Source organism: Pseudomonas sp. P7759 (assembly GCF_013386445.1).
Taxonomy (GTDB): domain Bacteria; phylum Pseudomonadota; class Gammaproteobacteria; order Pseudomonadales; family Pseudomonadaceae; genus Aquipseudomonas; species Aquipseudomonas azotoformans_A.
Window position 1 is genome coordinate 20,395 of record NZ_JACART010000048.1, and the last position, 13,052, is coordinate 33,446.

The following is a 13,052-nucleotide window of genomic DNA, read 5'->3' on the forward strand; positions in this document are numbered from 1 at the left end:
TCGGCTTCCGGCTTGCGGCGCAAACGGAGTAGTTTTTGTCAGAGTCCTTGGGCGTGGGGGCTTGTTCCGTTAAGATAGTCGGCTTTTTCACGGCGGGAGTCAGGCAGCATGGCGCAGCAGTATCAACCGGGGCAACGCTGGATTAGTGACAGCGAAGCAGAGCTGGGGTTAGGCACCGTTCTGGCACAGGACGGCCGCTTGTTGACCGTGCTCTATCCGGCCACTGGCGACACTCGCCAGTATGCGCTACGGAATGCGCCCCTCACGCGTGTGAGGTTTTCGCCGGGTGACAGCATCACCCACTTCGAAGGCTGGAAAATGACCGTACAGGAAGTCGACGACGTCGACGGCCTGCTGGTGTACCACGGCCTCAATGGGCAGAACGAGCAGGTCACCCTGCCGGAAACCCAACTGTCCAACTTCATCCAGTTCCGCCTGGCCAGCGACCGCCTGTTCGCCGGGCAGATCGACCCGCTGGCCTGGTTCTCGCTGCGCTACCACACCCTGGAACACACCAGCCGCCAATTGCAGTCCTCGCTGTGGGGCCTGGGTGGCGTGCGTGCGCAACCTATTGCTCACCAACTGCACATCGCCCGTGAAGTCGCTGACCGTATCGCGCCACGGGTATTGCTGGCCGACGAAGTGGGCCTGGGCAAGACCATTGAAGCCGGCCTGGTGATCCATCGCCAGCTGCTGTCGGGCCGCGCCAACCGCGTGTTGATCCTGGTCCCGGAAAACCTGCAGCACCAATGGCTGGTGGAAATGCGCCGCCGCTTCAACCTGCAGGTTGCGCTGTTCGACGAAGAACGCTTTATCGAAAGCGATGCCACCAACCCGTTCGAAGACACCCAACTCGCCCTGGTCGCGCTGGAATGGCTGGTGGACGACGAGAAGGCCCAGGACGCACTGTTCGCCGCCGGCTGGGACCTGCTGGTCGTCGACGAAGCCCACCACCTGGTGTGGCACGAAGAAAAGGCCAGCCCTGAATACGCACTGGTCGAGCAACTGGCCGAAGTGATTCCGGGCGTGCTGCTGCTGACCGCCACCCCGGAGCAACTGGGCCAGGACAGTCACTTCGCACGCCTGCGCCTGCTCGACCCGAACCGTTTCCACGACCTCGCGGCCTTCCGCGCCGAAAGCGAGAACTATCGCCCGGTCGCCGAAGCCGTGCAGGAGCTGCTCGACAAGGGTCGCCTCTCCCCTGCCGCACACAAGACCATCCAGGGTTTCCTCGGTGACGAAGGCGAAGCCCTGCTGACCGCCGTCAACGATGGCGACACCGAAGCCAGCGCACGCCTGGTGCGTGAGCTGCTCGACCGTCACGGCACTGGCCGCGTGCTGTTTCGCAACACCCGCGCCGCTGTGCAAGGTTTCCCGGAGCGCAAGCTGCACGCTTACCCGCTGCCGAACCCGGACGAATACCTGGAATTGCCGCTGGGCGAACACGCCGAGCTGTACCCGGAAGTCAGCTTCCAGTCGCAACCGGACATCGAAGAAGAAAACCGCTGGTGGCGCTTCGACCCGCGCGTCGAGTGGCTGATCGACCAGCTGAAAATGCTCAAGCGCACCAAGGTCCTGGTGATCTGCGCCCACGCCGAAACCGCCATGGACCTGGAGGACGCCCTGCGCGTGCGCTCCGGCATTCCGGCCACGGTGTTCCACGAGGGCATGAACATCCTCGAACGTGACCGCGCCGCGGCCTACTTCGCCGATGAAGAGTTTGGCGCCCAGGTGTTGATCTGCTCGGAAATCGGCAGTGAAGGTCGCAACTTCCAGTTCTCCCATCACTTGGTGCTGTTCGACCTGCCGTCCCACCCCGATTTGCTGGAGCAGCGCATCGGCCGTCTGGACCGGATCGGCCAGAAACACGTGATCGAACTGCACGTCCCGTACCTGGAAACCAGCCCGCAAGAGCGCCTGTTCCAGTGGTACCACGAAGCGCTCAACGCCTTCCTCAACACCTGCCCGACCGGCAACGCCTTGCAACATCAGTTCGGCCCACGCCTGCTGCCGCTGCTGGAAAACGCCGACGACGGCGAGTGGCAAGCCCTGATCGACGAGGCCCGTGCCGAGCGCGAGCGTCTTGAAGACGAGCTGCACACTGGTCGCGACCGCCTGCTGGAACTCAACTCCGGCGGCGCGGGTGAAGGTGATGCGCTGGTCGAGGACATCCTGGAGCAAGACGACCAGTTCGCCCTGCCGATCTACATGGAAACCCTGTTCGACGCCTTTGGTATCGACAGCGAAGACCATTCGGAAAACGCGCTGATCCTCAAGCCCAGCGAAAAAATGCTCGACGCCAGCTTCCCCCTGGGCGACGACGAAGGGGTGACCATCACCTACGACCGTAACCAGGCGCTGTCCCGCGAAGACATGCAGTTCATCACCTGGGAACACCCGATGGTGCAGGGCGGCATGGACCTGGTGCTGTCCGGTTCCATGGGCAACACCGCCGTGGCGCTGATCAAGAACAAGGCGCTCAAGCCTGGCACCGTGTTGCTGGAACTGCTCTACGTCAGCGAAGTGGTCGCCCCGCGCTCGCTGCAACTGGGCCGCTACCTGCCGCCGGCCGCCCTGCGCTGCTTGCTGGATGCCAATGGCAACGACCTGTCGAGCCGCGTGTCGTTCGTGACCCTCAATGACCAGTTGGAAAGCGTGCCACGGGCCAGCGCCAACAAGTTCATCCAGGCCCAGCGCGACCAGCTGACGCCACGGATCAACGCCGGCGAAGAGAAGATCACCCCGCAACATGCCGAGCGCGTGGCCGAGGCCAAGCGTCGCCTAGCGGCGGACACCGACGAAGAACTGGCACGCCTGACCGCGTTGCAAGCGGTCAACCCGACCGTGCGTGACAGTGAGTTGGTGGCCTTGCGTGCCCAACGTGAGCAAGGCTTGGCGATGCTGGATAAGGCGGCGCTGCGCTTGGAAGCGATTCGGGTCCTGGTCGCAGGCTAGTAAAAAGAAGGCCCGCGCAATGCGGGCCTTCTTTAATTAGCCTTTCGGGCCTCTTCGCGAGCAAGCCCGCTCCCACAGTTGACCGAGTTCCAACGTTGGAATGCAGTCGAATGTGGGAGCGGGCTTGCTCGCGAAGGAGTCACCTCGGTCTCAAGCTGCCACCGCCGAACCCGGCACCTCCACCGCACTCAACCCCTCCTTCATCTTCTTGGCATCGCGCACAAAGCTGCGCGATGCCTGGAACAGAAACAGCATGGTCAAGAACAGCGCTACCGGGATCAGGTACATGGCGTCATGCAACCCCACCGCTTTATACGCTTCAGTCATCTGTCCCGCCCCGGCCGCATACATCGCCGAATGGGCGAAATGATCGGAAAGCCCACCCACCACGATCGGCCCCATCCCACCGCCCAGCAAGTACAACCCGGCAAAAAACAGCGCCATGGCCGTGGCCCGCAGGCGCGGTTCAACCACGTCCTGAATCGCCGTATACACGCAGGTGTAGAAGTTATAAGCGAACAACCAGCCCACGCTGAACAACGCCACAAACACGCCAATCTCAATGCGCCCGGCGTGCAACGCCCAGGCGGTGGTCACGGTGGAGATGATCAGGCTGAACGCGGCGAACAACAGGCGACCATTGGCAACACGCTGGTGGATCTTGTCAGCGACCCAGCCGCCTAGCGTCAGGCCGACCAGACCGGTCAACCCGACGATGACGCCCGTAGCGACGGCCGCCTCCTGCAACGGCATCAGGAAATAACGCTGCAGCATCGGCACCAGGAACGAGTTGCAGGCGTAGGTCGCAAAGTTGAAGCACAGCCCGGCCAGCACCAGCCACAGGAAGGTCGGCACTGCCAGCACACGGCGGATCGGGCGGTCGACACGTTCCTGGGAGACCTGCACGGTTTCGGCGGCGCCGCGCTTGGGCTCCTTGATATAGAACATGAACACCGCCAGGATCATCCCCGGTACCGCCGCGATAAAGAACGGCGCGCGCCAGCTGTCGAACGCCTTGACCATCCAGCCGATGGTGAAGAACGCCAGCAACAGCCCCAGCGGCAGGCCCAGCATGAAAATGCCCATGGCCCGCGCGCGACGGTGCGCCGGGAACAGATCGCCAATCAGCGAATTGGCCGCCGGCGCATAACTGGCTTCGCCAATGCCAATGCCCATGCGCACCAGCAGAAAGGTCCAGAAACTGCCGACCATGCCATTGACCGCCGTCAACCCGCTCCAGGCGAACAGGCCCCAACCCATCAGTTTGCTGCGCGAGCCGGTGTCGGCCAGGCGCCCGAGGGGCAGGCCGGCAATGGCGTAGACGATAGTGAAGGCGGTACCGATGATGCCGAGCTGGAAGTCGCTCAAATGCCATTCCATACGGATTGGCTCAATGATGATCGCCGGAATCGTGCGGTCGAAAAAGTTGAACAGGTTGGCGAGGAACAGCAGGAACAGAATGCGCCAGGCATTCGCCGCTTGGGTCGAGTTCTGCATGGGTCCGTCTCTTTTATTGTTATGAGAGCTGCGATGCCCGATGCATCCTGCCCGGTACCTGCAACATAGTCAGCCAGCACCCGGTTGTCTGTAATGATTCGTAAAGCTGATAGGGCATGATTTCGCCCGGCAGCACGGGACTTGGCCTACAAAAATATAAGTGCCTGCCCCCCTTCCCAAAGGCCATGGCCCGGATAGAATGGCGAGCCTTCCGTAACACCCCACCCCTACTTTTCTTATCGATGACGCCCATGTCCGAAGCCAGTCCGTGTCTGAATTGCGGTGCCTGCTGTTCACACTTTCGCGTGTCTTTCTTCTGGGGCGAGTGTGCCTCGTCAGGGGGTACGGTGCCCGATGACCTGGTGGTGCAAATCAACCCCACCCGGGTGGCGATGATCGGCACCGACCAGAAACCGGCGCGCTGCTGCAGCCTTGAAGGGGAAGTAGGCCAAGGCACCCGCTGCACGATCTACGATCAGCGCTCCAGTGTGTGCCGCGAATTCGAGTCCTCCTGGTATGAGGGTGTACACAACGCTGATTGCGATGCAGCCCGCGCCGCATTTGGCCTGGCGCCACTGGAAGCACCGTTCGAACTGGACCTGCCCATCAGTGCTTAGCATCAAACGCTATGGGTCGAATGCCAAAATCGTAGAGAAGCAAAGTGCCATTACTCCTTGGCGAATTCTCCTACACGTCTACACTGGTCCCCATAGGTCATCGCCGTAGGCAGTGACGTGACGCTATGACGGGACATGCTATGGAATGGCTGGGTCTGCACTTTTTTACCGAGCTTCCTGAGAGCGGGCACTTATTACTCAATTGCAGTCATAACCCCTTTCTGGTGCTACTGGCCTATCTGGTCGCGTGCGCGGCGGGTTTCGGCACGCTGGACATGGCCGAACGCGTCGGCCACGTCGAAGACCCCACTGCACGGCGCCATTGGCGCTGGCTTGGCGCCGGTTGCCTGGCAGGCGGAATCTGGTCCACCCACTTCATCAGCATGTTGGCCTTCCAGGCCCCGATTGCCATCCACTACGAACTGCTCATGACGTTCGCGTCCTTGCTGATCGCGTTGATCGCATCGTTGATCGCCATGCAAACCCTGAGTCACTCCCACCTGCGCTTCCACCAGTATTTGCTGGCGTCGGTGTGGATGGGCATCGGCATCGCCTTGATGCATTACGTCGGCATGTCGGCCATGCGCTCCCAGGCACAGGTGTATTTCGAAACGAAACTGTTCATGGCCTCGGTAGGTATCGCCATGGGCGCCAGCCTGGCGGCGTTGTTGCTGTCGAGCTATTTGCGTAGCGGTAGCGGTGTGTTCCATCAGCTGCTCAAGTACGCCGCCAGCCTGGTATTGGGCGCAGGCATTTTGAGCATGCATTTTACCGGCATGGCGGCCATGCAACTGATCGTCCCCACCGGGGCTGACCTCTCATTGCCTCTGGATAACAACCCTATTCAACTTGGCCTGTCGGTCGCCGTCATCACCCTGCTGGTAATCGGCAGCAGCATCAGCGCGGCCCTGGCCGACAAGAAGCTGCAGCACAAGGAACGTGACCTGCGCCGGGTCAATGCCCTGCTCAGCGAACTCGACCAAGCCCGCGCCTCGCTGCAGCAAGTAGCCCATTACGACGCCCTGACCAGCCTGCTCAACCGACGAGGCTTCAACCAGATCTTCGCGGAAAAGCTCGCCGAAAAAACCGCCTCCCACGGCATGATGGCGGTGATTTTCCTCGATATCGACCACTTCAAGCGTATCAATGACAGCCTCGGGCATGACGCCGGCGACCAGTTGCTCACTGTGCTGGCCGGGCACATCAAAGGCTCGGTACGCAGCCACGCCGATGTGGTTGCGCGGTTTGGCGGCGACGAGTTCTGCATCCTGATCAGCATCCACCACCGCGACGAAGCCCGGCACCTGGCCCAGCGCATCATGCAACAGATGAAAGAACCCATCGAACTGGCCGGCCGACGCATGGTGATGACCACCAGCATCGGTATCAGCCTGTTCCCCGATGACGGCCTGACCTGCGAAGAACTGCTGAAAACCGCCGACCTGGCGCTGTACCAGTCCAAAGACACCGGGCGTAACAGCCTGAACTTCTTCAGCTCCAACCTGAAAACCCGCGCCTTCCTCGAACTGCAACTGGAAGAGGAATTGCGCGGCGCCCTGCGCGCCCGCAACCAACTGGTGCTGTTCTACCAACCGATATTCGATATGAAACAGGGCAAGGTCACGCGGCTGGAAGCGCTGGTTCGCTGGCAACATCCACAACATGGTTTGCTGGCTCCAGACCGCTTTATCGGCATCGCCGAAAGCAATGGCCTGATTGCCGAACTGGACCACTGGGTACTGCGCCAAGCCTGTCATGACCTGAGCCTACTGTCTGAACGGGGTTATACCGACCTGACCATGGCGGTGAACTGCTCGGCCCTGAACCTGGCCCGCGATGAGTTGGCGGATGAAATCGAAGACGCCTTGCGCTTCAGCGGGATCGGCGCCAACCGCCTGGAGCTGGAAGTCACCGAAAACGCCCTGATGGGCAACATCAGCAGCACCTTGGCGTTGCTGCGGCAAATCCGTGCGCTGGGCGTGTCGCTGGCCATCGATGACTTTGGCACCGGCTATTCATCCCTCGCTTACCTCAAGCGCTTGCCCCTCAACACCCTGAAGATCGACCGCTCGTTTATCCAGGATATTCCCAAATCCACCGCCGACATCGAGATCGTCCAGGCGGTGATTGGCATGGCCCACACCCTGCACTTGCAGGTGGTGACCGAAGGCGTGGAAACCCAGGCCCAATTTGACCTGCTGCTCAAGCATGGCTGTGATTTCGTGCAGGGCTACCTGCTTAGCCCGGCGGTGTCGGCCAGTGACATCATGGGTGTGATGCAGGGCATCAATCAACGCAACCCGCTCTACCCGCTCAACGTGGGGGTCACCAAAGACAGCAATGTGCCGAAAGATCCCGCCCCGAGCCGTGGCGGCTCCCCGTCCGTCGTCAGGCCAATTCGCTGACGCCGATTCTTTGGCATTTCGCCATCATTTGCCTAAAGAACGCCGACGAACGGCCGATTCATCAGAGTCCGGCCAGGTTTTCCCCGAAAACACTAGGGTTTAGCCCACTCGCCCAGGACAAGGACGCACTGTAAAGTCGCGAACTCCCATTCCGTGATGGCCTTTTGATGTTTTCCAGCCATCCGCCCAGGCACATGGCGCACAATGACTTCTAAAAATAACTCTGCCACCGTGGTATCCGACGTGTTGCTCCCAGCTCCTGCGGAAAAACCCTCAGGTTCACAGTCATTGAGCACCGCCCGCCCGCTGGCCACCCAGCAATACCTGTACTTCACCGAAACCAATACCGACCGCATCCTCGACAACCTCGATGGCCTGCGCGACATGGTGTTCCCCCGCCCGCCCCATCTGGAAGGCGACAACGATCCGCGCAACGAGCAGGAATTCCCCTCGGTGTGCCTGATCGGCCTGGGCCGTTGCGGTTCGAACATCGCGCTCGACGTGGCGGAACTGGTGTACAACGCGCGCAAGTTCTACTTGAACGAATTCAGCAACGAAGACAAGTCGCAGGACAAGGGCTACAGCCCCGCCCAGTGGATCCGCAACAACCTGCGCCTGGGCAGCGGCAAGGCCAGCAAACCGGTGTTCCTGGTGGAGCCGCTGGTGATGCTCGGCGACTTGGACAAGGACATCGCCGGGCGCATCCGTTTCTCGCGCAAAGGCGAAAAAAGCGGCTTTTTGCGCGACTACAGCAAGATGAAAATCATGGACCTGTCGGAAGTCCATGCCGGTGGCGCCGGTAACGCGCCGATCCTTGGCCAGTACCTGGCCAAGATCATCCTCAATAAAGATACCCAGCGTTTTTCCAGCCCTGACTGGAAGATGATCCACTCGTACCTGATCGACTCGTGCGGCATCAAGGCCAACCAGTCACGCCTGTACTTCTCGATCTTCAGCGCTGGCGGTGGCACCGGCTCGGGCATGGCCTCGGAGTTCGGCCTGGCCCAGCAGCACTCGTACATGAACAAAACGTTCGACACCAAGCCCGCCGATGAGCACGACAGCAAAAGCGGCCATGCCTTCGTGTTCGAGCCGATCTTCACCAGCGGCATTTGCGTGCTGCCGAACATTTCCGACCACCGCAGCGAAATGTCCGAGGCGCTGCACATCAACGCCGGGCGTCTGCTGTGCAAATACCTGTCGGAAGAATGGGACTTCTCGTACAACTTCGCCAATGAAGACAGCAGCGAAGCAAGCGTGAAGGGGCGTATCCGGCCGTGGAACGCGATGATGCTGATCTCCAACGACATCATGCGTTATGCCGAAGAAAGCGATGACGGCAACATCCAGAACATTGACGTCAATGCCATGGAAAAACACGCCAACCAGTACATTTCCCAGCAGATTTTCAACATCCTCACGGCCCAGGCCGTGACCACCGACTACGACCAGAACTACTTCCGGCGCGCCGGGATCGACATCGGCGAGACCATTCGCCTGGATGCCAACGACCTGTTCATGAGCCTGGCCGGCCCGGTGGCGATTGCCTACGCCGAGTCCGTCGTGCCGGAAACCCCGGCGCCGTCGAGCGACAAGTTCAAGGTGTTCGAGAAAGAGCCGCAGCGCCTGAACATCGATGACCTGTTCTTCCGCTCCATCGACCTGCCGCACTTCAACAAAGTCACCCAGGCTATCGAAGGCATCAGCCTGCTGCCGATCGAATCCAAGCGCTACAAGGCATCGCTGGAGCAGTACAAGAATTCGGGCTACGACGCGGCCGCATTGCATGACCTGCATTTCTTCAAGAACTGCTCGTCGGTGGTGTCGATTGTTTCGTTGCCCAAGGACTACAAGCTGTCCTACATGGACCTGAACCGGCTCAAGACCCACCTCAACAGCCTGTTCCCCAACACCACGCTCAAGCGCTATGCCCTGGTGATCGGTGCCTCCGCCAACCTGTCGCTGACCACGCTGATCGCCAAAAGCCCGTGCCTGTCGGATGACTTCCTTACCTTGATCGTGGCGTTTATCAAACGCTGCTTTGCGCGCAACCCCTACCGGTTCGATGACACCCTGGATAACTCGATCCTGGATTTCATCATCCACGAGGACTTCGACGAAGACCGTATCGACGAGCTGCTCAACGAGTTCGAAAACCCGGCGAAGATCCTCGATACCAACTGGTACGCGATCAAGCCGATGTATGAGAAGAAGTACCGCGAGCTGATCAACGACAAAGAGAAATTCGTGTCGATCAATGACATTCGCCTGTCACGGGATTGCGTCAAGAAGGCGATCAAGTACCTGCGCGAGATCTACCGCCACCGCATCGGTAAGACCAAGGTTATTTCGTTGAATAACCACACTGGCAAGACCGCCTGAAGCCATGCGACGGCGCTGCTGGGCGCCGTCGCAGGCTCATCAGGTTCTTCGTTGGTGCAGGTAGTCGACGATGGCTTGTTCGTCTGCAGACTTCATCGGCCGGGGCAGTTGCTGGGGCCAGCCGGCTTGGCTCGAACCGAAGAACTTGTTCTGCTCTGCCTCATCCCAATCGCGGATTTCACGCGAGGCCGATTCCCACCAACCCTGGCGACACACCTCGTAATAGGGGTTCTCAGGCGCCGCGCTGCCGTAGAGCAGGTCGCGCCCGACCCTTTTCAGGTGTTTGCGCTGATTGCGCAGCTTCCATTTGATAAGCAACCGTTGCCAGGCTGATGGCACGGGCTTGACCTGCGGCACCTCCAGGCAACGCGCCACCAACTCAGGACTGAAGGTTTCGCCATGCAGGCTGAAAAAATGCGCCTGCATGGCATGGAAGAAGCGCTTCTCGGCGTAATAGTGATGAACGAACTTCCTGGCCTCGCGCACCTTCTTGCCACGCATCGCGAAGGAAATCGCGACTTGCTCGATGGTGTGGATGTCGAATGAACCCAGGGTCCACTCGTCGATCAGGCCAATCGCGGTCTTGAGCAACGCGCAGTCGCTGGCGCGCACGCCGCACAGGCCACTGTTGTAGAGCTTGAAACTGTTGCTGGCAGAAATGCCGTGGGCATGCAGGTGCTGGCCCAGCTTGAGGTAGTCCGGGCGTTTGCAGACATAGCTCCAGTCGTACTCGAATTCGTCCATCACATACTGGCCCGAGCCGATGAGTTCGAAGACGCGATGGGGCGACTTGAGGAACAGCGTGTCGGTGTCGACGAACAGCGTGGTGTCCGCCAGCGTCAAGCCTTGGGCGATCGCACAGGCCTTGCGCCGGTGAAGGTAACCGTTGTCGCCCTGCCATTGGATCAGGGTCTGCTCGTCCAGCTCGATGGTTTCCACCGGCCAGCCGATAAAATCCTGCGGACGATCGGTCATGACCCGGATACACAATGACTCACCCGGCTTGAGCCGTGCCAAGGCAGTGAGCATGCTGAATTTGGCCTCACGCCGGTAAACGTCTTGTTTACCGTAGATAAGGTAGAGCAGCTGGTGCGAGGGTTTCGCTGAGGGGGGCAGCGTAGACGGCATGATGGGCTCCGGGTGACAGGCTGCGCACTTTACCGGAATTCCATGTCTTCCTACTGCCAAGATCCGACAATCGCCAGGCTTTTTAAACACCGGGAAACAATTCTTCCCCGCTGTCAGCCATGGAAAAACTGTTCCCATGACGTGCGCGTCACCCTGAGCTGTGACCTTTCTTCACGGCAAGATGCCATCACGGCGCCAGCGGTTACCCCGCTACACACTTTCAAACCTGAAATTCACGCACCGTTTCAGTGCTTACTTGGAAGCCACCGCCCTTTCCTGGATCAGGATCCACGGCGAAACCACCACGGCCCACAGGCTCGGATCGCGCTCAACCAGGTCCAGCGCCCGCGTCGCAGACACTTCGCCCAGGCTGCCAGAGGCCAGCCAGGCAGCGACTTTGTCGCGGTTGTCCTCGGCCATTCCCTCGGCGGCTTCGATCAAATCCAGGCCAGCGTCGACCCACAATAGGGCACCCTTGGCGAAGAACGGCTCAAGCTCCTTCCAGGATATTTCGGCGGTTTCACCAAGCAGCTTGGCATAGAGGGTGCTAGGTTCTTGCGTCATGGGAATTCACCTGAGTAAAAAACGGCGCAATCATAACGTCGTGGCCCTGGTAGAAAAACCCAGTTGCAAATGAGTCACCGAGAGAAAGTGTCAGGAAAGCCAAGGATTGCCCGAAACTCTGGCATCACCCCGCCGCAATTCTGTCTTTTTCTTTCATTTAAGCGACATACCCGGGTTTTGCCCCCAGCAGCCAGCTTTTCAAGCGATCAACCGGCGCTCTACACTGTACCGGTACAGTTGCCAGGGCACTGCCGGGGGGATATCCGAGATATCTGATCCGGTTCTGCAGCTCACAAGGCCGCTAGAACTATAAAAAATACAACAGTAAGAGTGGAGCACTATGAATAAGGCTACTAAGCAGATTTCCAAACTGTTTGCCGCTATGGTCCTGGCTGGGGTTGCCGGCCATTCGTTCGCAGCCGACACCATCAAGATCGGTATCGCAGGGCCTAAGACCGGTCCAGTGACGCAATACGGCGACATGCAATTCATGGGTGCCAAGCAAGCCATCGCCGACATCAACGCCAAGGGCGGCGTAGACGGCAAGATGCTTGAGGCCAAGGAATACGACGACGCTTGTGATCCTAAACAAGCCGTTGCCGTCGCCAACAAAGTGGTCAACGACGGCGTCAAGTTCGTGGTCGGTCACCTCTGCTCCAGCTCCACTCAACCCGCTTCCGATATCTATGAAGACGAAGGCGTGATCATGATTACCCCGGCTGCCACCAGCCCGGAAATCACCGCCCGTGGCTACAAGCTGATCTTCCGCACCATCGGCCTGGACAGCGCCCAAGGCCCGGCCGCCGGCAACTACATCGCCGACCACGTGAAGCCGAAGATCGTTGCCGTCCTGCACGACAAGCAGCAATACGGTGAAGGCATCGCCACCGCCGTTAAACAAACCCTCGAGAAGAAAGGCACCAAGGTTGCCGTCTTCGAAGGCCTGAACGCCGGCGACAAAGACTTCTCCTCGATCATCCAGAAACTCAAGCAAGCCAACGTCGACTTCGTCTACTACGGCGGCTACCACCCTGAGCTGGGCCTGATCCTGCGCCAAGCCAAGGAAAAAGGCCTGAACGCCAAGTTCATGGGACCGGAAGGCGTCGGCAACGACTCCATCTCGCAAATCGCCCAGGGCGCTTCCGAAGGCCTGCTGGTAACCCTGCCTAAATCCTTCGACACCGACCCGGCCAACAAAGCCATCGTTGAAGAGTTCGCCAAGAACAAGCAGGACCCAACCGGTCCGTTCGTGTTCCCAGCCTACTCGGCCATCGAAGTGATCGCCGGCGGTATTGCCGCTGCGAAGAGCGAAGACACCGCCAAAGTGGCAGCCGCCATCCACGCGGGCACCTTCAAGACCCCTACCGGCGACCTGAGTTTCGACGCCAAGGGCGACCTGAAGGACTTCAAATTCGTGGTCTACGAATGGCACTTCGGTAAACCAAAAACCGAAGTTTCCCCTCAGTAAGCCAGGCGTTACTGGTCCAACAAGCCCACTGTGAGA

Annotated in this window: 8 protein-coding genes; 5 read left to right on the forward strand and 3 right to left on the reverse strand. The window is 59.8% G+C overall.

Annotated features, from left to right (window positions below; genetic code table 11):
- The first annotated feature begins 108 nt into the window (after nucleotides 1–108).
- Entirely contained in the window at nucleotides 109–2,955 is a 2,847-nt protein-coding gene (rapA, locus tag HX823_RS26455) for an RNA polymerase-associated protein RapA (protein WP_177077468.1), read from the forward strand.
- A 150-nt stretch (nucleotides 2,956–3,105) separates the two neighbouring features.
- On the opposite strand, the gene HX823_RS26460 is transcribed toward rapA, so the two are convergent.
- The gene (locus HX823_RS26460; protein ID WP_177077470.1) at nucleotides 3,106–4,452 is read right to left on the reverse strand and encodes an MFS transporter; all 1,347 of its coding nucleotides are present in this window, start codon (nucleotides 4,450–4,452) and stop codon (nucleotides 3,106–3,108) included.
- A gap of 251 nt (nucleotides 4,453–4,703) precedes the next feature.
- Between HX823_RS26460 and HX823_RS26465 the strand changes: the two genes are divergently transcribed.
- The 3 genes from HX823_RS26465 (at nucleotide 4,704) to HX823_RS26475 (ending at nucleotide 9,856) form a co-directional block, all read left to right on the forward strand.
- Entirely contained in the window at nucleotides 4,704–5,069 is a 366-nt protein-coding gene (locus HX823_RS26465; RefSeq protein ID WP_038849758.1) for a YkgJ family cysteine cluster protein, read from the forward strand.
- Nucleotides 5,070–5,209: 140 nt separating this feature from the next.
- A complete protein-coding gene (locus HX823_RS26470) occupies nucleotides 5,210–7,474 on the forward strand; it encodes a bifunctional diguanylate cyclase/phosphodiesterase (protein ID WP_038849756.1) in 2,265 nt (754 codons plus the stop codon).
- Between the two features lie 204 nt (nucleotides 7,475–7,678).
- On the forward strand, nucleotides 7,679–9,856 hold the full coding sequence (locus HX823_RS26475) for a hypothetical protein (protein WP_038849754.1): 2,178 nt from the start codon (nucleotides 7,679–7,681) through the stop codon (nucleotides 9,854–9,856).
- Between the two features lie 39 nt (nucleotides 9,857–9,895).
- Here the strand turns inward: HX823_RS26475 and HX823_RS26480 are convergent, their stop codons facing one another.
- A complete protein-coding gene (locus HX823_RS26480) occupies nucleotides 9,896–10,984 on the reverse strand; it encodes a hypothetical protein (RefSeq protein WP_177077472.1) in 1,089 nt (362 codons plus the stop codon).
- A gap of 252 nt (nucleotides 10,985–11,236) precedes the next feature.
- The gene (locus tag HX823_RS26485) at nucleotides 11,237–11,548 is read right to left on the reverse strand and encodes a DUF2288 domain-containing protein (RefSeq protein ID WP_038849750.1); all 312 of its coding nucleotides are present in this window, start codon (nucleotides 11,546–11,548) and stop codon (nucleotides 11,237–11,239) included.
- Between the two features lie 340 nt (nucleotides 11,549–11,888).
- Here HX823_RS26485 and HX823_RS26490 point away from each other — a divergent pair, with 340 nt between their 5' ends.
- Nucleotides 11,889–13,016, forward strand: a complete 1,128-nt coding sequence (locus tag HX823_RS26490; protein WP_016975069.1) for a branched-chain amino acid ABC transporter substrate-binding protein — start codon at nucleotides 11,889–11,891, stop codon at nucleotides 13,014–13,016.
- Nucleotides 13,017–13,052: the final 36 nt, after the last annotated feature.